General features: G+C 73.5%; 21 protein-coding genes and 1 tRNA gene. 10 read left to right on the forward strand and 12 right to left on the reverse strand.

All coding sequences use genetic code 11. The features are described from left to right. Position 1: 1 nt before the first annotated feature. From kdpF to ACZ3UD_RS03625, 3 genes are all read right to left on the reverse strand, one after another. Positions 2-91, reverse strand: a complete 90-nt coding sequence (kdpF, locus tag ACZ3UD_RS03615; protein WP_045693083.1) for a K(+)-transporting ATPase subunit F — start codon at positions 89-91, stop codon at positions 2-4. A gap of 402 nt (positions 92-493) precedes the next feature. Continuing rightward, positions 494-2,323 (reverse strand): APC family permease, encoded by a 1,830-nt coding sequence (locus ACZ3UD_RS03620; protein ID WP_465581770.1) that lies wholly within the window; start codon positions 2,321-2,323, stop codon positions 494-496. 364 nt (positions 2,324-2,687) lie between these two features. Continuing rightward, a tRNA-Tyr gene (locus tag ACZ3UD_RS03625) sits at positions 2,688-2,768 on the reverse strand. Between the two features lie 216 nt (positions 2,769-2,984). On the opposite strand from ACZ3UD_RS03625, the gene ACZ3UD_RS03630 reads away from it, so the two are divergent. Next, positions 2,985-3,473, forward strand: a complete 489-nt coding sequence (locus ACZ3UD_RS03630) for a YajQ family cyclic di-GMP-binding protein (RefSeq protein WP_380608344.1) — start codon at positions 2,985-2,987, stop codon at positions 3,471-3,473. A gap of 523 nt (positions 3,474-3,996) precedes the next feature. Beyond that, positions 3,997-4,374 carry a nuclear transport factor 2 family protein gene (locus ACZ3UD_RS03635; RefSeq protein ID WP_465581773.1) on the forward strand — a complete coding sequence of 126 codons (378 nt, stop codon included), beginning with the start codon at positions 3,997-3,999 and terminating at the stop codon, positions 4,372-4,374. Positions 4,375-4,771: 397 nt separating this feature from the next. Here ACZ3UD_RS03635 and ACZ3UD_RS03640 read toward each other — a convergent pair whose 3' ends face one another. Then, complete coding sequence (locus ACZ3UD_RS03640; RefSeq protein ID WP_465581775.1) at positions 4,772-5,338, reverse strand: hypothetical protein; 567 nt, start codon at positions 5,336-5,338, stop codon at positions 4,772-4,774. 42 nt (positions 5,339-5,380) lie between these two features. Further along, positions 5,381-5,695, reverse strand: a complete 315-nt coding sequence (locus tag ACZ3UD_RS03645) for a hypothetical protein (RefSeq protein ID WP_465581777.1) — start codon at positions 5,693-5,695, stop codon at positions 5,381-5,383. Between ACZ3UD_RS03645 and ACZ3UD_RS03650 the strand changes: the two genes are divergently transcribed. The 6 genes from ACZ3UD_RS03650 (at position 5,688) to mug (ending at position 10,700) form a co-directional block, all read left to right on the forward strand. Beyond that, positions 5,688-5,996, forward strand: coding sequence for a hypothetical protein (locus ACZ3UD_RS03650; RefSeq protein ID WP_465581779.1), 309 nt, complete (start codon positions 5,688-5,690; stop codon positions 5,994-5,996). The genes ACZ3UD_RS03645 and ACZ3UD_RS03650 overlap by 8 nt on opposite strands. A 183-nt stretch (positions 5,997-6,179) precedes the next feature. Next, a complete protein-coding gene (locus ACZ3UD_RS03655; protein ID WP_465581781.1) occupies positions 6,180-6,386 on the forward strand; it encodes a hypothetical protein in 207 nt (68 codons plus the stop codon). A 38-nt stretch (positions 6,387-6,424) separates the two neighbouring features. Next, positions 6,425-7,771 carry a M20/M25/M40 family metallo-hydrolase gene (locus ACZ3UD_RS03660; RefSeq protein WP_465581783.1) on the forward strand — a complete coding sequence of 449 codons (1,347 nt, stop codon included), beginning with the start codon at positions 6,425-6,427 and terminating at the stop codon, positions 7,769-7,771. An 88-nt stretch (positions 7,772-7,859) separates the two neighbouring features. Continuing rightward, a complete protein-coding gene (locus tag ACZ3UD_RS03665) occupies positions 7,860-8,939 on the forward strand; it encodes a M24 family metallopeptidase (RefSeq protein WP_465582064.1) in 1,080 nt (359 codons plus the stop codon). A gap of 157 nt (positions 8,940-9,096) precedes the next feature. Continuing rightward, a complete protein-coding gene (locus ACZ3UD_RS03670) occupies positions 9,097-10,095 on the forward strand; it encodes a phosphatase PAP2 family protein (protein WP_465581785.1) in 999 nt (332 codons plus the stop codon). A 53-nt stretch (positions 10,096-10,148) separates the two neighbouring features. Further along, the gene (gene mug / locus ACZ3UD_RS03675) at positions 10,149-10,700 is read left to right on the forward strand and encodes a G/U mismatch-specific DNA glycosylase (protein ID WP_465582065.1); all 552 of its coding nucleotides are present in this window, start codon (positions 10,149-10,151) and stop codon (positions 10,698-10,700) included. On the opposite strand, the gene ACZ3UD_RS03680 is transcribed toward mug, so the two are convergent. Then, positions 10,697-11,596: a LysR family transcriptional regulator gene (locus ACZ3UD_RS03680; RefSeq protein ID WP_465581787.1), complete on the reverse strand. Its 900-nt coding sequence runs from the start codon at positions 11,594-11,596 to the stop codon at positions 10,697-10,699. The genes mug and ACZ3UD_RS03680 overlap by 4 nt on opposite strands. A 149-nt stretch (positions 11,597-11,745) precedes the next feature. Here ACZ3UD_RS03680 and ACZ3UD_RS03685 point away from each other — a divergent pair, with 149 nt between their 5' ends. After that, positions 11,746-12,750: an NADP-dependent oxidoreductase gene (locus ACZ3UD_RS03685; RefSeq protein ID WP_465581789.1), complete on the forward strand. Its 1,005-nt coding sequence runs from the start codon at positions 11,746-11,748 to the stop codon at positions 12,748-12,750. A gap of 10 nt (positions 12,751-12,760) precedes the next feature. On the opposite strand, the gene ACZ3UD_RS03690 is transcribed toward ACZ3UD_RS03685, so the two are convergent. The 3 genes from ACZ3UD_RS03690 to ACZ3UD_RS03700 all read right to left on the reverse strand — a co-directional run bounded on the left by ACZ3UD_RS03690 (position 12,761) and on the right by ACZ3UD_RS03700 (position 15,170). After that, on the reverse strand, positions 12,761-13,717 hold the full coding sequence (locus ACZ3UD_RS03690) for a M48 family metalloprotease (protein ID WP_465581791.1): 957 nt from the start codon (positions 13,715-13,717) through the stop codon (positions 12,761-12,763). Between the two features lie 3 nt (positions 13,718-13,720). Then, complete coding sequence (locus ACZ3UD_RS03695; RefSeq protein WP_465581793.1) at positions 13,721-14,146, reverse strand: BlaI/MecI/CopY family transcriptional regulator; 426 nt, start codon at positions 14,144-14,146, stop codon at positions 13,721-13,723. Positions 14,147-14,261: 115 nt separating this feature from the next. Next, positions 14,262-15,170, reverse strand: a complete 909-nt coding sequence (locus ACZ3UD_RS03700; protein WP_465581795.1) for a DMT family transporter — start codon at positions 15,168-15,170, stop codon at positions 14,262-14,264. Here ACZ3UD_RS03700 and ACZ3UD_RS03705 point away from each other — a divergent pair. After that, entirely contained in the window at positions 15,169-16,623 is a 1,455-nt protein-coding gene (locus ACZ3UD_RS03705; protein ID WP_465581797.1) for an aminotransferase-like domain-containing protein, read from the forward strand. The two genes, ACZ3UD_RS03700 and ACZ3UD_RS03705, sit on opposite strands and share 2 nt — an antisense overlap. Positions 16,624-16,719: 96 nt before the next feature. Here ACZ3UD_RS03705 and htpX read toward each other — a convergent pair whose 3' ends face one another. The 3 genes from htpX to ACZ3UD_RS03720 all read right to left on the reverse strand — a co-directional run bounded on the left by htpX (position 16,720) and on the right by ACZ3UD_RS03720 (position 20,927). Then, a complete protein-coding gene (gene htpX / locus ACZ3UD_RS03710; protein ID WP_465581800.1) occupies positions 16,720-17,583 on the reverse strand; it encodes a zinc metalloprotease HtpX in 864 nt (287 codons plus the stop codon). 162 nt (positions 17,584-17,745) lie between these two features. Beyond that, positions 17,746-19,314 carry an NADH-quinone oxidoreductase subunit N gene (locus tag ACZ3UD_RS03715; RefSeq protein ID WP_465581802.1) on the reverse strand — a complete coding sequence of 523 codons (1,569 nt, stop codon included), beginning with the start codon at positions 19,312-19,314 and terminating at the stop codon, positions 17,746-17,748. Positions 19,315-19,370: 56 nt separating this feature from the next. Next, positions 19,371-20,927 carry a complex I subunit 4 family protein gene (locus tag ACZ3UD_RS03720; protein ID WP_465581804.1) on the reverse strand — a complete coding sequence of 519 codons (1,557 nt, stop codon included), beginning with the start codon at positions 20,925-20,927 and terminating at the stop codon, positions 19,371-19,373. Positions 20,928-20,957 lie beyond the last annotated feature (30 nt).

Raw genomic sequence — 20,957 nt, forward strand, 5'->3', positions numbered from 1 at the left:
GTCAGAACTTCTCCGGGAAGATCAGCGCCACGACGAGGTAGCCGACGAGCGCGACGGCCACGACCAGACCAGCGATGTTCTCGGCACTCACAGCTTCTCCACCCCCCGCGCGATCAGGGCGATGACGGCGAACACGGCGACCGTGACACCGACGTAGATGAGATCGGACATGGGCTCCACCAGACTGGCTAGAGGATGTGCTCGCGAGCGGACAGGACGGCCTCGCGCGGCACCGGCGGACGACCGGCAGACGCAGCAAATCAGCCGTCTAGGGCGCGTTAGGGGGCCCTGACGCCCTCCATACGGGTGAAAGCTGGTCGTTGACGCGACCTTGACGCTCGCTTCACCGGGCCGAGACCGTCGTAATCGGGCCGAGACCGCCGCGATCCGGCCGAGACCGTCGCGATCCGGCCGGCACCGGACACACATCAGGCCCCGGTGCGAAACGCAGTCGCACCGGGGCCCGTTCATTGCACCTGCCAGGGCAGTCGGGTCACATCCGCATCCGCAGCCGGCAGACCACCGCGTCGGTGTGCCGGCGCAGGGCGCGGTCGATCACGGCGCCGCGCCGGTTCTGCAGCGCCCGCTGCCACCAGTGGGCAGGCTCGACCTCGGGGATCAGCACGGTGAGCCGGTCGTAGGCGTGCTCCTCGCCGAGCCTGTTGACGAACTCGGCGATCGGCAGGCCGAGGCGCCGGTGGTCCTCCGGTATCTCCAGCAGGGGCACGCCCGGCTGCCACAGCTCCCAGTCCCGGCGCAGCGCCTCGGCGTCGGCCGGCTCGTGCACCACGGTGACCGCGAGCACCTCGTCGCCCAGCGAGAGCGCCGCCGACAGGCCGTCCCGGGTGAGCCGGGTGATCGCTGTCACCGGGACCACCACCAGGCTGCGCTGGCGGGTCACCGCGTCCGGCACCCGGCCGAGCTCCAGGCGCTCGCCGATCCGCTCGTAGCTGCGGTGGATCGCCTCGAACAGCACCACCAGCAGCGGCAGGGCCACCACGATGCCCCAGGCGCCCTCGGTGAACTTGGTGCCGGTCACCACGAGGGTGGCGACGCCCGTCAGCAGCGCGCCGAAGCCGTTCAGTGCGGCCTTCCACTGCCACCCGGCCGGGCGGTTCAGGAGCCAGTGCCGGACCATGCCGACCTGGCAGATGGTGAAGCCGACGAAGACGCCGATCGAGAAGAGCGGCACCAGGCTGTTGACGTCACCCCCGGAGCCGACCAGCAGCGCGGCCGACACCGCGGCGAGGAACAGCACGCCGTACCGGTACACCTGGCGGTCGGCGCGCAGCGCGAACACGTGCGGGAGGTGGTTGTCCCGGGCCAGCAGGTCCATCAGCACCGGCAGGCCGCCGAAGGAGGTGTTGGCGGCCAGGCCGAGCAGGACCACGGTGGCGAACTGGACGACGTAGAAGCCGGCGCCGTGGCCGAGCGAGGCGTCGGCGAGCTGGGCGAGCACGGTGACGCCCTCGACCGGCTGGAGGTGGAAGCGGCCGATCAGCACGGCCAGGCCGATCAGCATCACGCCGAGCAGGGCGCCGAGCGCGACCTCGGTGTGCTGCGCCCGCTTCACCCGCGGGGTGCGGAAGGAGGGGACGGCGTTCGCCACCGCCTCGACGCCGGTCAGCGCCGAGCAGCCGGCCGCGAAGGCCTTGAGCAGCAGCAGCGCGCCGACCGCGGTGGCGTTCTCGGCGAGCACGGAGGCGTGGCCGGCTGCGGCCTCGGTGCTGGCCGGGGCGTCCCGGAACAGGCCGACCGCGATGATCGTCAGGATGGCGAGGACGAAGACGGCGGTCGGGACCATGAACCAGCGCGCCGACTCGGCGATGCCGCGCAGGTTCACCGTGGTGACCAGGGCGAGCACGCCCAGGCAGAGCCAGACCCGGTCGTCGTACAGGCCGGGGACGGCGGAGGTGAGTGCGGCGACGCCGGCGGTCACCGAGACCGCGACGTTCAGGATGTAGTCGATCACCAGCGAGGCGGCCGCCGTCAGCGCCGTCCGGCGGCCCAGGTGCGCCTTGGCCACCGCGTAGGAGCCGCCGCCGTCCGGGTAGGCCGCGATCACCTGCCGGTAGGAGGCGACCAGCACCGCGAGCAGCACGGCGATCGCCACCGTGACCGGCAGGGTGAAGCCCAGCCCGTACGAACCGGCGGCGGCCAGCACCAGCACGATCGATTCGGGGCCGTACGCGACCGAGGCCATGGCGTCCAGCGAGAGCGCCGCCAGCCCGCCGAGCGCGCTGAGCCGGTGGCGCTCGTCACCCGCGCCGGTATCGGGCGGTTCGTCGGCCGTCACGGCCGGAGTGGAGATGGCGCTGGACATCGGACCGGACCTCCGCAGTCGGTAGTTGCTCCGAATCCTGCGGTCCGCGCGCCCGGCACTCCCCTGGCCCCTACGCGTTCCTGACGCCGCCACGAGCGCCTTTGACGCGCTCTTGACGCGACTGCCGTCGCGGCGGGAGGGACGGGAGGGGCGGTTGGCGGGGGTGGGCGAGCCGTTGTCCCGGCGGGCGCCGGTTGGGAAGACGATCAGCTCAGTCGAAGGACTCCCACCCCCGAGCTCCCACTCTGCTGCCTGCACGGCGTAATTGCAAGCAATGTGCAATAACTGGCGCCACTCGGCGTCCGGGTAAACGAAACAGCCCCTGATCCGCGTTTCCGCAGATCAGGGGCTGTTTTCTATCCTGTGGCTGGTGCAGGGTTCGAACCTGCGTAGCTTGCGCGACAGATTTACAGTCTGCTCCCTTTGGCCGCTCGGGCAACCAGCCAGGATTTCCGCTTCCCGGGGCGACGCCCCGTTCGACTTGGTAAACCATACCTGATCCCGGGGGGTGCTCCGCCACTCGATAGATCACGCGACGATCAAGAAGCGTCGCGCCGCTGTCACGGGCGGGGCCGGGGTGGCGCTGGATAGGCTGGGGCGGCGGACGCCCGGTGGGGCGGGCCGTGCCAGTGAAGCCAGAGCATCAAGGAGACCAACACCCATGGCCGACTCCAGTTTCGACATCGTCTCGAAGGTCGAGTGGCAGGAGGTCGACAACGCGATCAACCAGACCTCCCGTGAGATCGCCACCCGTTTCGACTTCAAGGGCGTGGGTGGCGAGATCAGCCGCTCCGGCGAGAAGATCGAGATGAAGGCCAACGGCGAGGAGCGCGTTCGGGCCATCCTCGACGTGCTGCAGACGAAGTTCGTCAAGCGCGGCCTGTCGCTGAAGGCCCTGGACGCCGCCGAGCCGCAGCTGTCCGGCAAGGAGTACAAGATCTTCGCGAACGTGAAGGAGGGCATCACCACGGAGGATGCCAAGAAGGTCGCGAAGATCATCCGGGACGAGGGCCCCAAGGGCGTCAAGGCCCAGGTCCAGGGCGACGAGCTGCGCGTCAGCTCGAAGAGCCGCGACGACCTCCAGACCGTCCAGGCCCTGCTCAAGGGCAAGGACCTGGACTTCGCGATCCAGTTCGTGAACTACCGCTAGCAGACCCCGCTGACCTGCGGACACGCTAGTTCTTCGGCCCGGGAGGGCACATCGAGGGCACAGCGCTGGAGACATCGAGCGCTGTGCCCTTGGTGCCTCACCGTTTCCGGGCAGCCGCACGACTCGCCGCCCACCGAACCAGTTTCGGCAGTGCGCCGTCCGCCGCCAGTTCGCGCAGTGCCTCAGCCCCGCCGGGGCAGCCGATCAGGTCCGAGATCGCCAGCTGGCGGCGGACCGTTGTGGATGTGCAACTCGCCTATCGTCCGGGCCTGAACAACCGGTCCGTGGAACTCACCACCCGTGATCCGATTCTCCACCCCGACATTCTGCCGACGTCTGGTCTTGTGGAGGGCGATTCCAGCCGAAGAACGCATGCCCCGGGTGGACAAAGCGGCGGATGTTGCGGGCCTCGGTCCACTCGGTCGGCCAGCACCACGGCTAGTGCTGTGACCGGGACGGTTCACCGTGACCGGAAGGCGGCTCGCGGGACGAGCGCACGCGAAAAGGCTGGTATTACTGGGGCATGCAGGAAGAGACCGCACGCTCCGCGATCGACACGTTCATCTCCGCGTTCAACGCCTCGGACGAGAGCTATGTGCCTGCCCTGCTCTCCCAGGCCCTGACCTCAGACGTGGTCTTCTGGGGGCCGTTGGGCCGCAGCGAAGGAATCGCGGCGGTCGAGCGGTTCGTGCTGGACATCCGGCGCCACCCGGCGGGGACCGGCACGATGGTGCGCTGCTCAGAGGTGGACATGCCTGACGAGTGGGCCCGGTACCGGTGGGTCTTCACCACGCCGGATGGAGGCCCCCGCCTGGCGGGAACGGACGTCGTCCATCTGCGGCGGAGCCTCATCGACCAGGTCATCGTCTTTGCGGGGGAGATCGAGCCGTCCGCCTCCTGAGTCATCTGTCGCTGTCCTTCTCCTGAACTTGCCCCCCTTCGGCGCTCGGGGGCTGCGGTTCGCAGTTGGCCCGGTCAGGGGTGAGCGAGCAGGTGGTTACAGGTCTTCGCGCGAAAATCACCCGGATCTACGAGGAGCACCCCGACGAGTGGCCGTGCTCCACCGTTGAACCGGTGCAGGCCGGGGCACATTCAGGGCACATGCGGGCGGAAACGGCACTGACCGGTGAAACTCCCGACAAGAGCTTTCCCAGGTCAGCGCCATGATCGCCGTAAACTCGCAGGTCAGCGCGGCGCTGGTGCAGTACGTGAACTACCGATGACGTCGGTCCGGTCGGACCACGGCACGGCCCCGCTCCCGGGTTCGGGGGCGGGGCCGTTCGCGTCGGCGGGTGGCGTCAGTCGGCGGCGGGTCGGGGGTGGGCGGCGGCCAGGGCCTGTGCCTGGGCGCGCAGGGTGTCGAGCTGCTGCTGGAGGGTCTCGACGGCGGTCGCTTCGCCGGTGCTGCGGTGCGCGGCCAGCCCGACCGCGTCGAACTCGTCCGCCCGCCCCGGGGTGACGGACGCGCCGAGCCGGCGCAGCGCCCGGGAGATCGGGGTGCCCTCGGGGGCCGGCTCGAACTCCCCACCGACGAGCGGCCCGAGGACCACCCGTCCGTCCTCCCAGACGGCGGCGCGCTGGGTGCCGCTGCCGCCGAAGTACTCGGCCTGGACGCAGGCGATCGACCCGGCCTTGGACCAGGCGGCGAGCCGCAGTTCGAAGCCGTCCGAGGGCCATCCGAAACCGGCTCCGCCACCGACCTTCGGCATCGCGTCATCGCCTTGCAGCGCCGCCAGCACGGCGGAGGTGACCGGGATCAGGGCCAGCCCCTGGGCCAGCGGCACCACCCGGGCCGCCGGGACCTCCGCCGCCGCCAGCGTCAGCAGCTCCAACGTGCCTATCAGCGCCTGGAGTTCATAGGACATGCCGGACATGGTGTCCCACCGCACTGACAGTCGGCCCGAAATTTATGATTCCGTGCCCACTCGGAGACCGTAGAGCAGGGTGAAGAGGGTCACGTCCACCGCGTCCTCGGACGTACTCGGCCCTTCCTCGCTCAGCTCGTCGAGGATTTCGCCCAGTTGGGAGCGCAGGCGGGTCAGCCGGTCCGGGTCGAGCCGCAGGGTGAAGTTCGCGAACAAGCCGGGCGAACCGTCCTTCGTGGCGCTGAAGTCCAGTCGGCCGTCGGCCACATGGGCACGGAAGTCGCCGCGCAGCCGGTCGATCGCGGCCAGCATGGCGTCGTACGCCTCGGAGCGGGCCGGGGAGTCCGTGGTGAACATCGCCGGGGCGAACCGGATCGAGTCCTGGGCAGCCCTGCGGGTGATGCTCGACCTGCTGGTGTTCCGGCAGGTCCCGGACCGGCTCCGCGGCCGGGTGATCGCCGCGACCATCACGCTGCTCACCGCCGGGATGCCCGCCGGGGCCTTCGCCGCCGGCCTGCTGCTGGACCACTTCTCCCCCGCCGTCGCGCTGGCCGCGATCGCCGGTGTGCTCGCCGCCGCCCTGCTGCCCGCCACCGCGAGCCGCACGCTGCGCCGCGCCGTCTGGCCCGCCGCCACCCCGGGCGCCGAGCCGGGCTGAACGCGGGCCGCCGAGCAGGCTGACCGCGGGCATGACCGCGGCCGACCGGGCATCACCCGCACGGGCGTACGCCGCGTGCGGGGGCCTCGGCAACCGGGTGAACTGGCCGGGTACGGCCCGCCCCGGGCCCCTTCCCGGCGGCCACCCCGCGCACCCGACCGGGGCCGTACCGGAGGAGAACCGATGAGGTCCACGGACGCGCCATCACCCGACCGGGAGAAGCCGGACGGCCCGGCCGCCGGCTCCGCCATCCGGGAGTGGACCGGGTCGGCGGCCGGCCGGGTGGCGAGTGCCCCGCGGACGTCCTGGATCACGCCCGCGCTGATGACCACCGGTTCGGTGGCCGGCCCGCGCTCCGCGCCGACCATCCGCGGCACCGTCCGCAGGTAGCCGCGGCGCCGCCCGCAAGCAGCCTCCAGGAGCGCCGAATGACCGACGAACTCGCTCGTCGAATAGCCGAGTCGATGCCCCGAGCGCGGGCCGATCTGGCCGAGCTGGTGGCCATCCCGTCCGTCGCCGACCCCCGGCAGTACCCGCCGGAGAAGTGCCGGGAGGCCGCCGAGTGGGTCGCCGCCGCCTTCACGGAGGTGGGCCTGCGCGACGTCCACCTGGAGGAGACCCCGGACGGCAGCCTCGCCGTGGTCGGCCACCGCCCACCCCCGCCGGGCGCCCCGACCGTGCTGCTCTACTGCCACTACGACGTTCAGCCCCCGCTCGACGAGGCCGCCTGGACCTCCCCGCCGTTCGAGCTCACCGACCGCGACGGCCGCTGGTTCGGGCGCGGCGCCGCCGATTGCAAGGGCAACATCGTCATGCACCTCACCGCGCTGCGGGCGCTCGGCGACGACGTCCCGGTCGGCCTCAAGCTGGTGGTCGAGGGCTCCGAGGAGCAGGGCACCGGCGGCCTGGAGGAGTTCGTGCCCCCGCGGGCCGGGGAACTGCACGCGGACGCGCTGCTGATCTGCGACACCGGCAACGCCGCCGTCGGCATCCCCACCGCCACCACCTCGCTGCGCGGGGTCGTCACCGTGGTGGTCACCGTCCGGGCGCTCAAGGGCGACATGCACTCCGGCACGTTCGGCGGCCCCGCCCCGGACGCCCTGGCCGCGTTGATCCGGATGCTCGACTCGCTGCGCGACGCCGACGGCGGCACCCGGATCGACGGCCTGGACTGCGCCGGCACCTGGAGCGGGGCCGGGTACGACGAGGCACGGTTCCGCTCCGACGCCGGAGTGCTGGACGGCGTACGGCTGACCGGATCCGGCACCGTCGCCGACCGGCTCTGGGCCCGCCCGGCCGTCACCGTGCTCGGCATCGACTGCCCGCCCGTGGTCGGCTCGGCCGCCGCCGTCCCGGCCGTCGCCCGGGCCCGGGTGAGCCTGCGGGTGCCGCCCGGCACCGACGCCCGCGCCGCCCAGGACGCGCTGGTCGCGCACCTGGAGGCGGCCGCGCCCTGGGGCGTGCGGACGGAGGTCGAGCGGGAGAGCGCCGGCTCGCCGTTCCGCGCCGACACCGGCGGGCCCGCGTACGCCGCGCTGGACACGGCGATGCGGGAGGTCTACGGCAAGCCGATGTCCTTCCTCGGCCAGGGCGGCTCGATCCCGCTCTGCAACGTCCTCGCCACCGCCTTCCCCGAGGCGGAGCTGATCCTGATGGGCGTCGAGGAGCCGCGCTGCCTGATCCACGCGCCGAACGAGAGCGTCGACCCGGGAGAGATCCGGGACATGGCCCACGTGGAGGCGCTGTTCCTCCGACACTTCGCCAACACGCGCTGAACGTGCTGGAGTTGGAGGAAGTCCGCCCGGACACCGAGGAGGAAGAACCGTGCCCCGTCCGTTCACCACCGAGGACTACACCGCCCGGATGGCCCGGGCCGCCGCCGACGCGACCGCCGCCGGGCTGGCCGGTCTGGTGGTCGCCCCCGGCCCCGACCTGACCTACCTGTGCGGCTACCAGCCCACCGCGATCACCGAGCGGCTGACCGCCCTCGTCCTCACCTCCGGGCGCGAACCCGCCCTGGTCGTACCCAAGTTGGAGCGCCCGGACGCCGAGAAGGCGCCCGGCGCCCCGGCCGTCGAACTGCTCGACTGGTCCGACGGCGAGGACCCGTACGCCGCCGCCCACCCGCTGTTCGACCCGGCCGGGCGGTACGGCGTCTCCGACAACGCCTGGGCGATGCACCTGCTCGGCTTCCAGGCCGCGCTGCCCCGCGTCGCCTTCACCTCGCTCACCGAGACCCTGCCGATGCTGCGCGCGGTCAAGGACCCCGAGGAACTGGAGCGCCTCGCCGCGGCCGGCGGGGCCGCGGACGCCGCCTACCGGGGCATCCTGGAGGTCGCCTTCGCCGGCCGCCGGGAGACCGACGTGGCCGCCGACCTCGGCGCGCTGCTGATCCAGTACGGGCACAGCCAGGTCGACTTCACCGTGGTCGGCTCCGGCCCCAACGGCGCCAACCCGCACCACGAGGCCGGAGAGCGGATCATCCGGCCCGGCGACACCGTGGTGCTGGACTTCGGCGGCCTCAAGGACGGCTACGGCTCCGACACCTCCCGCACGGTGCACGTCGGCGGGGACGTCCCGGCCGAGGTGCGGAAGGTGCACGAGCTGGTCCGGCTGGCCCAGCAGACCGCGTTCGAGGCGGTCCGGCCCGGAGTGGGCTGCCAGGAGATCGACCGGATCGCCCGCCGGGTGATCACCGAGGCCGGCTACGGCGAGTACTTCATCCACCGCACCGGCCACGGCATCGGCATCACCACCCACGAGCCGCCGTACCTGGTCGAGGGCGAGGAGCGGCCGCTGATACCCGGGATGTGCTTCTCGATCGAGCCCGGGATCTACCTGCCCGGGAGTTTCGGGGTGCGGATCGAGGACATCGTCACCGTCACCGCGACCGGCGGCCGCCGCTTCAACAACACCCCGCACGAACTCGGCATCGTGGCCTGACCCGTCGAGCCCGTCGACCCCGCCGAGCCCGTCGAGCCCGTCGACCGACGTTCGGGACCTTCGCCCGGTGAGATTTGACCCAACCGTGCGATTTTCTTACGAGTCGGTCATGGTTCACCCAGAGTCCTCCAAGCTCGCGTTGCTAGTTTCCGTGGGCATGACGAAGCTGCTCAGTCCGGCCCCACCGCCCCCGGTGCGGGCCGGACGACTGCGCCCCGTGACCGCCCACAACCGCCGAACCGGCCTGTCGAGACTGCGGCTGCTGGCCTGGCCGGCCTACCTGACCGCCTTCGTCTGGTTCCTGAGCACCCAGGGCATGGCCTTCGCCAACGACGTGGTGTTCCTCTGGCTGATCGGCGCCCTGCTGACCGCCGCCGTGCACAGCGGGCACGGCCCGCGCGGCTTCCTGATGGTCCTGCGCGACTGGATCCCGGTGATGGCCGTGGTCTGGGTCTACTCGCTGCTGCGCGGCTACGGCGCCCACACCCCGTGGGCCCCGCACTGGCTGCCGCAGCTGCGCGCCGACGGGGTGCTCGGCCTCGGCGAGACCTGGACCGTCCGGATCCAGCACGCGCTCTACACCCCCGGCTCGCCGCACTGGTACGACTACGCGGCGACGGCCGTCTACCTCTCGCACTTCCTCGTGGTCTTCGTGCTGCTCGCGGTGCTCTGGCGGCGCGCCCGCCACCACTTCCGGCAGCTTCTCGTTTGCTACTTCACGCTGACCTTCGCCGGCTTCGCGACCTACCTGCTCTACCCGGCCGACCCGCCGTGGCTGGTCGCCCAGCAGGGCAACCTGCCGCCGCTGCACCGGGTGGTCTGGGAGACGATCTCCACCATGGGGCTGCCCCAGGCCGACTCCCTGCTGGAGAACGGCAGCCAGTTCGCCAACGACGTCGCCGCGATGCCCTCGCTGCACTCCGCCTATCCGGCGATGCTGCTGTTCCTCTTCTGGCCGACCGCCGGGCCCCGGCTGCGCGCGCTGCTGGTCGCCTATCCGCTCGCGATGGCCTTCACCCTGGTCTACGGCGCCGAGCACTTCATCGTGGACGTCTTCGCCGGCTGGGCGTACGCGGCCGTGGTGGTCTTCGGGCTGCGGTGGCTCGGCAACCGCCGTACGGCCCGGTCGGTGGCCGGGGCAGACTTGGCCGCGTGAACCCGCAGCCCGTCAAGACCCAGGCGCCGATGAAGCCGACGAAGCCGTCCCCGATGAGGCCCACGCCCGAGCAGCTCCGGGCCGCCCAGGACACCACCATCCCGGACGTCACCGGGCCCGGGCTGCGGGTGCTCTTCTGCGGCATCAACCCGGGCCTGTGGTCCGGCGCCACCGGGCACCACTTCGCCCGCCCCGGCAACCGCTTCTGGCCCGCCCTGCACCGCTCCGGCTTCACCGCGCGCCAGTTCCGCCCGGACGAGCAGGACGAGCTGCCCGCACTCGGCCTCGGCATCACCAACGTCGCCCCGCGCACCACCGCCAAGGCGGACGAGCTCACCGCCGAGGAGCTGCGCGCGGGCGGCGCGGCGCTCACCGAGCGGGTGCTGCGGCTGCGGCCGAAGGTTCTGGCGGTGCTCGGCATCGGCGCCTACCGGACGGCCTTCGGGCGGCGGCAGGCCGTGATCGGGCGCCAGCCGGAGGGCATCGGCGACACCGAGGTGTGGGTGCTGCCCAACCCGAGCGGGCTCAACGCCCACTACACCCTGGACGCGCTGGCGGCGGAGTTCCGCAGGCTCCGGGAGAGCCTGGAGTCCTCCGACGATTAGGCGGCGGTCAGCCCGGCCGGGAGCGGCAGCTCGCGCAGCTCGCGGATCAGCGCCCGGACGGCGGCCGTCCCGGCCAGCTCGGGCGTGGTGACGTACCCGACGAAGCGGCTGGGCGGGTTCGGGCCGAGCTCGGTGACGGCCAGCCCGGGCGGGGCGCCGAGCAGCGCCGTCCGGGGCATGATCGCCATACCGAGGCCCTGGGCGACCAGTGACAGGGCGACCGTGTCGTCCTCCGCGTCGACGGTCGCGGGCGGCAGCCAGTCCTGCCGCTGCCACCAGTCCTTGGTGTAGGAGTCGCAGTTCTCCGCCCAGTCCACCAGCGGCAGCCCGCGCGGCGCCGGGTGGTCCTGGGGGTGCGCCAGCGCGTACGACTCCCGGTACAGGCGCACCGCGACCAGGCCCGGCACGGGCGGCGGGCCGCCCGCGTCCAGGGTGGCCAGCCCGAGGTCGGCCCGGCCGTCGGCGACCTCCCCGGCGGCGCCGCGGCCGAGCTCCCGGACGATCCGCACCCGTGGGGTGAGCCCGGGGTGCCGGGCCGCCAGCGCGGCCAGGACGGGCGGCAGCAGCTGGGCGGCGGCGCTGCGGAAGGCGGCGATCCGCAGTTCACCGGTGACCGGGCCGCCGTCCGCGCCCGCGCCGCGCACCTCCGGGCCCATCGCGGCCAGCAGCCGTAGGATCCGACGGGCGTACGCCACCGCCCGCGCGCCGGCCTCGGTGGGGCGTGCGCCGCGGCGCCCACGCTCGAAGAGCACCGCGCCGAGCTTCCGTTCGCAGACGCGCACGGCGTGCGAGACGGCGGACTGGGTGGTGCCCAGGCGCGCGGCGGCCGCCGTGAAGCTCTGCTCCTCCTCAACGGCGACCAGAACGCGCAGCTCCTGCGGAGCGAGATCGGTCATGCGGGCGAATCTATCGGCAGCCGTCGGCATCCATCGACACCGCTCATGGAAGGCGCCGATCCATCGACATGGACCCCTGGTCGGCCGCTCCCCCCGCTCCCTACGGTGATCACGTCCCGCCCGATCTCCACCCGTACGGAGCACCGCCGATGTCCCGCCCCACCGCCCGCGCCGTCCACCTGGTCTCCCGCCCCACCGGCGCGCCGAGCGCCGAGAACTTCGCCTTCGTCGACGAGACCGTCCCGGCGCTCGCCGCGGGCGAGGCCCTGGTCGAGAACCTCTACCAGTCCGTCGACCCGTACATGCGCGAGGAGATGGACGAGGGCGGCTGGGAGCTGCACGCCCCGCTGGAGGGCCGCACCCTCGGCCGGGTGGTGGAGTCCCGGGCCGACGCGCTGCCGGTCGGCACCCTGGTCTTCCACCGCCAGGCCTGGCGCACCCACTCGGTGGTGACCGCCGAGCGCGCCCAGCCGCTGCCCGACTTCGCCGGCGTCCCGCTCAGCGCCCACCTCTCGATCCTCGGCGGCACCGGCCTGTCCGCCTGGGTCGGCCTGACCCGGATCGCCCGGCTCCAGCCCGGCGAGACCCTGTTCGTCTCGGCCGCGGCCGGGGGCGTGGGCACCGCCGCCGGCCGGATCGCCCGGCTGCTCGGCGCCGGACGGATCATCGGCAGCGCCGGCTCCGCCTCCAAGGTCGCCCACCTCACCGGGCAGCTCGACTTCGACGCCGCCTTCGACTACCACGACGGCCCGATCGCCGACCGTCTGCGCGAGGCCGCTCCGGACGGGCTGCACGTCTACCTGGACAACGTCGGCGGCGACCACCTGGAGGGCGCCATCAGCGCGATGCGCGACCGCGGCCGGATCGCCTGGTGCGGCGCCGTCGCCCAGTACAACAACCCGCAGGACCCGCCGCCCGCGCCGCGCAACCTCTACGACGTGGTCGGCAAGAACCTGCGGCTGGAAGGCTTCCTGGTCCGCGACCACCTGGACGCCCGGCCCGAGCTCTACGACTTCCTCGTCCCGCATCTGCGCTCCGGCGCCGTCGTCCCGGACGAGACCGTCGTGGACGGCTTCGACCACGTGGTGGACGCCTTCCTCGGCATGCTGCGCGGCGCCAACACCGGCAAGATGCTCGTCCGGATCGGCGGCTGAGGACCCCGCGCTACAGCGGGGTGACGGCCTTCAGCACCACCAGCAGGGCCACCGCGGCGTTCAACGCGCACAGCGCCGAGGCCGCCGTACCGACCGCGGCGACCATCGCCGCCAGGCCCGCCGGCGTCTTGGCCGGCGGCCAGTTGCGGGCCGTCGGCACCGGGCCGAGCAGGGCGGCCACCCGGCGCGGCACCGGGCCGGGCGTGGCGGCCGGGGCGGCGAAGGCCGCGAAGCCGGGCATCGGGGCGGCGTGCGAGACCAGGGCCGCCCGGGCCACCGCCCGCGCGGTGATCCGCCGGTCCCCCACTGCCTGGGCCGACTCCTCGTCCGCCCAGCGCTCGGCGCTGAACGCCACCGCGTCCTGCAACGGCCGCAGGAAGGGATTGACGCAGGCGGCGAGCTGGGTGGTCAGCAGGTAGCGGTGGTGCCGGTGGCGCAGGTGCGCCCGCTCGTGCGCGAGCAGCGCCCCGCGCTCGTCCTCGGCCAGCCGGTCCAGCATCCCGGTGGAGACCACGACCCTCCCGGGCGAGCCGGGCAGCGCGTAGGCGTACGGGCTGCGGTCCGGCAGCACCGCGAGGTCGCCGGCCTCGGCCGGCCCCTCGGGCAGCCCGGCCAGCGCCCGCCGGGCCCGGGCGCGGACCCGCAGGTGCCGCACGACCGTCCGGGTGCAGGCGAAGCCGACCAGCACCAGCAGCCACATCGCGGCCGTGCCGACCGTCTCGTGGTACGGCAGCGCGCGGCGCACCTCCGGGTCGGACCAGCTGTCCGGCAGCGGGTTGCCGGGGATCTGCGCAGTGCCCACCACGCCGATCAGTCCGAGGCAGAGCACGCTGCACACCGCCATCACCGCGCTGATCGCGGTCATCAGCCGGGCCGCGCCGCGCGGGTGCAGGTGCTGCTCGGTCAGGCGCGCGATCGGCACCGCGGTCAGCGGCAGGATGAGCGGGAGGAAGACGAAGAAGCCCACGGGTCAGCTCTCACGGTCGGCCGCTGCCGGCTCCGCGGACGCGGCGTCCAACAGCGCCCGCAGCAGCTCCTCGTCGTGCGGCAGCAGCGCGCTGACGAAACTGGCCAGGACGGCGTCCCGGTCCGCCTCGCCGTCGAGCATCCGGCGCATCCGCAGCGCGGCCAGCCCGGCGGCGTCGGCGGAGGCCTGCCACAGGTAGGAGCGGCCGGAGCGGCTCCGGGAGACGGCGCTCTTGGCGTGCAGCCGGGACAGGATGGTCATCACCGTGGTGTACGCCAGGTCGCCCTCCAGGCGCTCCTGGACCCACCCCGCGCTGGCCGGACCGGGCGCCTGCTGGAGCACCGCCAGCACCTGCGCCTCCAGCTCGCCCTGACCGCGTCGTCGGGTCGGCGCGTCCCCGGACGCCGGGGCGTGCCTCTCGTCTGCCATGACGGCCCACTCCCTCCGGATGCCGCGCCCGGACCGACGGGGCGCGGGATCATCCTAACGAGCGGGAGGCCGCTCCGGACGGCTCCGGACGAGGGTTCGGGGACGGAGGAGGTGGCTACGCCCGGGCCCGTTGGGTCACCGCGATGCAGACCAGCACCACCACCGCCGTCACCGGCGCGGCCGCCGGCAGGTGCTCGCCCAGCAGCAGCACCGACCACACCAGGGTCAGCAGCGGCTGCGCGAGCTGCAGCTGACTGGCCCTCGGCACCCCGATCCCGGCCATCCCCCGGTACCAGAGCACGAACCCGCCGAACTGCGAGACCGCGGCGATGTACGCCAGCCCGGCCAGCGCCTTCGCCCCGAGCCGCACCGGCTCGGTGGCCAGTCCGAACGCGGCGGTCAGCACCATCACGGGCAGCGCGGCCACCACCGCCCAGGCGATCACCTGGGCGCCCGGCATGTCCTTGGACAGCCGCCCGCCCTCGGCGTAGCCGGCCGCGCAGATCACCACGCCGACGAAGAGGTAGAGGTCGGCGAGGGTCGGCCGGCCGTGGCTCTGCAGCAGGGTGAAGGCGAGCACGGCGGCCGCCCCGGCCAGCGCCGCCGCCCAGAACGCCCGGGACGGCCGGCGGCCGGTGCGCAGCGCCGCGACCACCGCGGTGGCCAGCGGCAGGACACCGATGACCACCGCCGAGTGGGCGGTCGAGGAGGTCCGCAGGGCGAGCGTGGTCAGCAGCGGGAAGCCCAGGACGCAGCCGGCGGAGACCGCCAGCAGGCCGGGCCACTGCCGGCGCTTCGGCAGCGGGGCGGCGGCGGCCAGTAGGTAGAGCGCGGCCAGCACCCCGGCCAGGGCGCCGCGCAGCCCGGTCGAGGTCCACGGGCCGAAACCGGTCAGGGACCACGCGGTGGCGGGGAAGCTGAGCGAGAAGGAGGCCACCCCGAGGGCGGCGAGGGCGGTGCCGGGGGCGGGGCTGTGCTGAGGTGCTATCGCTCTGGGCAGGGTAGCGCTATCTTGTGCCGTCATGAACGAGCGTAGCAGCGTGGCCGAACTCGCCGACAGTCTGCGGAGAGAGGTCGAGCGCTACCCGGAGGGGCGAAAGCTCCCCTCCAGCCGTGCGCTGATGGAGCGCCACCAGGTCAGCCCGGTGACGGTCTCCCGGGCCATCGCGGTGCTGGTGGCCGAGGGGCTGGTGGTCTCCCGGCCCGGCGCGGGCGTGTTCCGGGCGGCGGCCTTCGCCGCGGCCCCGGCCTCCCCGGCCGCACCGGCCGCCCGGCCCGGCGACCTCTCCTGGCAGGAGATCGCACTCAGCGCCGATCACGGCCCGCGCGACCTGCTGGCGGCCCCGGTCTTCGCCACCCTCCGGGTGCCGCCGCCGGACGTCATCGACCTCAACAGCGGCTACCCGCACGCCTCGCTGCTGCCCGAGCGCCTGCTCGGTGGCGCCCTCGCCCGGGCCGGACGCCGCCCGGGCGCCTGGGACCGCCCGCCCACCGACGGCCTCACCGAGCTGCGCGGCTGGTTCGCCCGCGACATCGGCGGCCACGCCGGGCCGATCGGCGCCGGAGACGTCCTGATCACCTCCGGCGGGCAGGGCGGGCTGACGGTCGCGATGCGGTCGCTGGCCGCGCCGGGCTCGCCGGTGCTGGTCGAATCGCCGACGTACTCGGGCATCCTCGCGGTCGTCCGGGCGGCCGGGCTGCGGCCGGTGCCCGTCCCGATCGACGCGGACGGCGTCCGGACGGACCTGCTGGCCGAGGCCTTCGAGGCCACCCGGGCGCGGGTGTTCGTCTGTCAGCCGCTGTTCCAGAACCCAACCGGCGCCGTGCTGTCACCCACCCGGCGGGCGGAGGTGCTGCGGATCGCCCGGGTGGCCGGCGCCTTCGTGGTCGAGGACGACTTCGCCCGGCTCCTGGTCCACGCGGACGCCCCGGCGCTGCCGCGCCCGCTCGCCGCCGACGACCAGGACGGGGTCGTGGTGCACCTGCGCTCACTGACCAAGGCCGCCTCCCCCAACCTGCGGGTCGGCGCCCTCACCGCACGCGGCCCGGCGCTCGCCCGGCTGCGGGCCACCCAGGTGGTGGACAGCTTCTTCGTGCCCCGGCCGCTCCAGGAGGCGACCCTCGAACTGGTCTCCGACCCTGCCTGGGCCCGCCACCTGCGCACCCTCGGCGCCGAACTGCGCGACCGCCGCACCGCCGCCGTCGCCGCCCTGCACCGCGAGCTCCCCGGCGTCCTCGGCGCCTACCGCCCCGGCGGCTACCACCTCTGGCTGCGCTTCCCGGAGGGCATCGACGACACCGCCCTCGCCGCCGCCGCCCTGCGCACCGGCGTCCAGGTCACCCCGGGCCGCCCCTACCACCCCGCCGAACCCCCGGCCCCGCACCTGCGCCTCAGCTACGCCGCCGCGGACAGCCCCGCCCAGGTGGCGGAGGGCATCCACCGGCTACGGGTGGCGTACGAGGAGCTGGCGGGCTGAGGAGGCGATCCGCCCCACCGTCCAGGGGCGGACGGCGAACAGCCGCGCGCCCGATCGCCCCCCGGACCCCACCCCACCCTGCCCCGCGCAGCGGCCCTACTGCCGGTACCCGGCCATCCGCTCCAGGCGGGCGATCCGCTCGGCCATCGGCGGGTGGGTCGAGAACAGCCGGGTGCCCGCCTCGCCGGGGCGGAAGGGGCTGGCGATCATCATGTGGCTGGCGGTCTGCAGCTGGGGCTCGGGCGGGAGGGGGAGCTGACGGGTGCCGGCGTCGAGCTTGCGCAGGGCGCCGGCGAGGGCGAGTGGGTCGCCGGTGATCCGGGCGCCGTCGGCATCGGCCTGGTACTCACGGGAGCGGCTGACCGCCATCTGGATCAGTCCGGCGGCGATCGGGCCGAGGATCATGATCGCGAGCATCCCGAACAGGCCCGGGCCGTCGTCGTCCTCGTCCCGGCCGAACGGGATCAGCCAGGCGAAGTTCACCAGGAACATCACCACCGAGGCCAGCGCCCCGGCGACCGAGGAGATCAGGATGTCCCGGTTGTACACGTGGCTCAGCTCGTGTCCGAGCACGCCCCGCAGTTCGCGCTCGTCCAGGATCCGCAGGATGCCCTCGGTGCAGCAGACCGCCGCGTTGCGCGGGTTGCGGCCGGTGGCGAAGGCGTTCGGGGCCGGGGTCGGGGAGATGTAGAGGCGGGGCATCGGCTGGCGAGCGGAGGTGGAGAGCTCGCGCACGATCCGGTACAGCCCGGGTGCCTCGAACTCGCTGACCGGCCGGGCCCGCATGGCCCGCAGCGCGATCTTGTCGCTGTTCCAGTAGGCGTAGGCGTTGGTCCCGAGTGCGACCAGCAGGGCGATCACGAAGCCGGTCCGGCCGAAGAAACTGCCGATGACCAGGATCAGCGCCGAGAGGCCCCCGATCAGAACGGCGGTCCGCAGTCCGTTGTGCCGGCTGTGCACGTCAGGCCCTCCAGTGGTGCGGTGGGGAAGCCATTTCTGCCTCGTCCCTCTTGCCCGGTCAACGGGTGGGGCCGGGGGCCTTGTTCCCTTTTGACCGACGCGACGCCCGCCCAGGCGTCACCCGCACCCCGGCCGGGCCTCGCCCCCACCCCGCCCAACGGCTCAGAACAGGCTGCCGCCCGCCACCTGGAGGACCAGCTGCGGCGCGACCGAGAGCACCACCGCCGCGGTGGCGGTCAGCCCCAGCGTGGCGGTCAGGCTGACCGGCAGCCGCCGCTCGCCGCCGCCCTCGACCGCAGCCTCGGCCTCCGCCGGGGCGAACAGCCGGGCCGTCCAGAGCAGGTAGTAGTACAGGGCGATGACCACGTTGACCGCCATCACCACGGCCAGCCAGCCCAGCCCGGCGTCCACCGCGGCGCGGAACACCACGACCTTGCCGAACAGGCCGACCACGCCCGGCGGCAGCCCGGCCAGGCAGAGCAGGAAGAAGGCCAGCGCCAGCGCCGTCCAGCGGTTGCGGGCGAACAGGCCGCGGAAGTCGTCCACGCTGGTCCCGGCCCGGCGTCCGACGGCGGCGACCACCCCGAAGGCGCCGAGGTTCACCACGCCGTAGATCAGCGCGTAGGCGACGGTCGCGCCGAGCGGGTCGACCCCGGTGGGCGCGTAGCCGGCCGCGGCCAGCGGCACCAGCAGGTACCCGGCCTGGCCGACCGAGGACCAGGCGAGCAGCCGCACCGCGCTGTACCGGGTGTCGAAGCGCTGCCGCAGCGCGCCGACGTTGCCGACCGTCATGGTGACGGCGGCCAGTACGGCGAGCGCCAGGCCCCAGGTGTGGGCGTACGGGCGGAAGGCGATGGTGGTGGCGAGCGCGAGGCCGGACAGGCCGGCCGCCTTGCCGACCACCGAGAGGTAGCCGGCCACCGGCAGCGGGGCGCCGGTGTAGGTGTCGGGCACCCAGAAGTGGAACGGGACGGCGGCGACCTTGAAGGCGAAGCCGACCAGGGTCAGCACGGCCCCCGCCTCGGCCAGCGGCTTGAGCTGGCCGGGCGCGTGCTCCAGGCCTTGGGCGACGGCGCCGAGGTGCAGGCTGCCGCTGGCCGCGTAGACGAAGCCGATGCCGAGCAGCATCACGGCGGTCGCGGTGACCGAGGAGACGAAGAACTTGAGCGCGGCCTCCGCGCCCCGCCCGTCCCGGCGCAGCGCGACCAGGGCGAAGGCGGGCAGCGAGGCGACCTCCAGGGCGATCACCATGGTGGCGAGGTCGCGGGAGGCGGGCAGCAGGGCGGCGCCGGTGGCGCTGGAGAGCAGCAGGAACCAGTACTCGCCGCGCGGCAGCTTCTCCTGGTCCACCGTGTGCATCGACAGCAGCGCGGCGATCAGCGCGCCGCCGAGGGCGAGCAGCTGGAACACCAGGGCGAAGTGGTCGGCGACGTAGGAGCAGCCTCCCGCGGCAGAACCGCTGATCGATGGAGTGTCAGTGGCTCCTGCTACGTTCTGCGCACAGAAGGTCGCCCGGGGTGACCCGCTGGTGAGGGGGAGGAGTGCGATGAGCGCGAGGGCGAGTCCGGCCGCGGTGAGGCGGCCGAGCCACTTCTTGTGCCGCTCGGGCAGGAACAGGTCGGTGACCAGGACGGCGAGGGAGGCCACCGCGGCGATCAGCGGGGGCGCGATCGCCACCCAGTCCACGGACTGGATCAGGCTGCCCGGGTTGGCTACGGCGAGGGAGGTCACAGTGTGCTGCCCCGTGGAGTGAGGTCCGAGTGCGGCGGTGTGGGCTGCGAGCACGGTCAGCCACCCCCGAGGAGGTGCTTGACGGCGGGGTCGGAGAGGCCGAGCAGGAGCGCGGGCCAGACGCCGGCGGCCAGGGTGAGCGCGGCCAGCGGCGTCCAGCTGACGGCCTCGTACGGGCGCAGGTCGGCCAGCTCGGCCACCGGCGCGGGCTGCTCGGGGTCGCCCATGCAGACGCGCCTGACCACGATCAGCAGGTACCCGGCGGTGAGGAGGGTGCCGAGGCCGGCCAGGACCATGTAGGTGACGAAGGCGGGGCGCGACAGGCCGTCGGCCGGGTGGAAGGCGCCGAACATGGCGAGCACCTCGCCCCAGAAGCCGGCCAGGCCGGGCAGGCCGAGGCTGGCGACGGCGGCGAAGGCGAGCAGCGCGCTGATCCGGGGCGCCCGGCCGTACAGGGCGGCGCCGGTGGCACCGGAGAGGGTGTCGAGGTCCGCCGTGCCGTAGCGGTCCTTGATGGCACCGACCAGGAAGAACAGCAGACCGGTGATCAGGCCGTGGGCGATGTTGGCGAACAGGGCGCCGTTGACGCCCACCGGGGTGAGGGAGGCGATGCCGAGCAGCACGAAGCCCATGTGGCCGACGGAGGAGTACGCGATCAGTCGCTTGAGGTCGCCCTTGGATCCGGGGCGGGCGAGCGCCAGGCAGGCCAGCGAGCCGTAGACGATGCCGACGGCGGCGAACGCGCCCAGGTAGGGGGCGAGCGTCGCGGTGCCGTCCGGCACGATCGGCAGCAGGACGCGGACCAGACCGTACGTCCCCATCTTCAGCAGCACGCCGGCGAGCAGCACCGAGCCCACCGTGGGGGCGGCGGTGTGCGCGTCGGGGAGCCAGCTGTGCAGCGGCCAGGCGGGGGCCTTGACCGCGAGCCCGACCATGATCGCCAGCGCGGCGATCACCTGGGTGGTGTGGCTCAGGCCGTTGCCGTGCCCTGCGGCCAGCGCCTGCATGTCGAAGGTGCCGGCCTTGCTGCCGATCAGCAGGAAGCCGAGCAGCATCACGGCCGAGCCGAGCAGCGTGTAGAGGATGAACCGGTTGGCGGCCGGGGCCTTCGCGCCGCTCCCCCAGCGGGCGATCAGGAAGTACATCGGGATCAGCACGATCTCGAAGGCCACGAAGAAGAGCAGGAGGTCCAGCACCGCGAAGGTCGCGAGCATGCCGACTTCGAGGAGGAGGAACAGCCCGACGAAGGCCTGCGCCGACGGGACGCCTTCCCCGTCCGGCAGGCGCTTCTCCGAGTAGAGCGCGCAGAGGAAGGTGAGCAGCGCGGTCAGCACGATCAGCGGCAACGAGACGCCGTCCACGCCGAGGTGGAAGCGCACGTGCAGGGCCGGGATCCAGGACACGTCGGTGGTGGCCTGCATCCGGGCGGGGTGGTCGTGGTCGAAGCCGGCCGCCAGGGCGACGGTGAGCAGGAACACCGCGCCGGTGACGACGGAGTTCAGCCGCAGGGCCCGCCGGTCGGCGGCGGCCCGGTCCGGCCCGAACACCGGCGCCAGGGTGAGCGCGGCGCCGAGCAGTGGCAGCACCAGGAGGGCGATGAGGACTGCGTTCATCGGGGGCTCCTAGGGGCGGCGGTGGAGAGG

The sequence above is a fragment of the Kitasatospora sp. NPDC023118 genome (assembly GCF_055560875.1).

What these genes read in the sequence shown, in the direction of transcription:
- ACZ3UD_RS03620 (WP_465581770.1), bottom strand. Translation starts at nt 2,323, where the DNA reads ATGTCCAGCGCCATCTCCACTCCGGCCGTGACGGCCGACGAACCGCCC.
- ACZ3UD_RS03630 (WP_380608344.1), top strand. Translation starts at nt 2,985, where the DNA reads ATGGCCGACTCCAGTTTCGACATCGTCTCGAAGGTCGAGTGGCAGGAG.
- ACZ3UD_RS03635 (WP_465581773.1), top strand. Translation starts at nt 3,997, where the DNA reads ATGCAGGAAGAGACCGCACGCTCCGCGATCGACACGTTCATCTCCGCG.
- ACZ3UD_RS03640 (WP_465581775.1), bottom strand. Translation starts at nt 5,338, where the DNA reads ATGTCCTATGAACTCCAGGCGCTGATAGGCACGTTGGAGCTGCTGACG.
- ACZ3UD_RS03645 (WP_465581777.1), bottom strand. Translation starts at nt 5,695, where the DNA reads ATGTTCACCACGGACTCCCCGGCCCGCTCCGAGGCGTACGACGCCATG.
- ACZ3UD_RS03655 (WP_465581781.1), top strand. Translation starts at nt 6,180, where the DNA reads ATGAGGTCCACGGACGCGCCATCACCCGACCGGGAGAAGCCGGACGGC.
- ACZ3UD_RS03660 (WP_465581783.1), top strand. Translation starts at nt 6,425, where the DNA reads ATGACCGACGAACTCGCTCGTCGAATAGCCGAGTCGATGCCCCGAGCG.
- ACZ3UD_RS03665 (WP_465582064.1), top strand. Translation starts at nt 7,860, where the DNA reads ATGGCCCGGGCCGCCGCCGACGCGACCGCCGCCGGGCTGGCCGGTCTG.
- ACZ3UD_RS03670 (WP_465581785.1), top strand. Translation starts at nt 9,097, where the DNA reads ATGACGAAGCTGCTCAGTCCGGCCCCACCGCCCCCGGTGCGGGCCGGA.
- mug (WP_465582065.1), top strand. Translation starts at nt 10,149, where the DNA reads ATGAGGCCCACGCCCGAGCAGCTCCGGGCCGCCCAGGACACCACCATC.
- ACZ3UD_RS03680 (WP_465581787.1), bottom strand. Translation starts at nt 11,596, where the DNA reads ATGACCGATCTCGCTCCGCAGGAGCTGCGCGTTCTGGTCGCCGTTGAG.
- ACZ3UD_RS03685 (WP_465581789.1), top strand. Translation starts at nt 11,746, where the DNA reads ATGTCCCGCCCCACCGCCCGCGCCGTCCACCTGGTCTCCCGCCCCACC.
- ACZ3UD_RS03695 (WP_465581793.1), bottom strand. Translation starts at nt 14,146, where the DNA reads ATGGCAGACGAGAGGCACGCCCCGGCGTCCGGGGACGCGCCGACCCGA.
- ACZ3UD_RS03705 (WP_465581797.1), top strand. Translation starts at nt 15,169, where the DNA reads ATGAACGAGCGTAGCAGCGTGGCCGAACTCGCCGACAGTCTGCGGAGA.
- ACZ3UD_RS03700 (WP_465581795.1), bottom strand. Translation starts at nt 15,170, where the DNA reads ATGACGGCACAAGATAGCGCTACCCTGCCCAGAGCGATAGCACCTCAG.
- ACZ3UD_RS03720 (WP_465581804.1), bottom strand. Translation starts at nt 20,927, where the DNA reads ATGAACGCAGTCCTCATCGCCCTCCTGGTGCTGCCACTGCTCGGCGCC.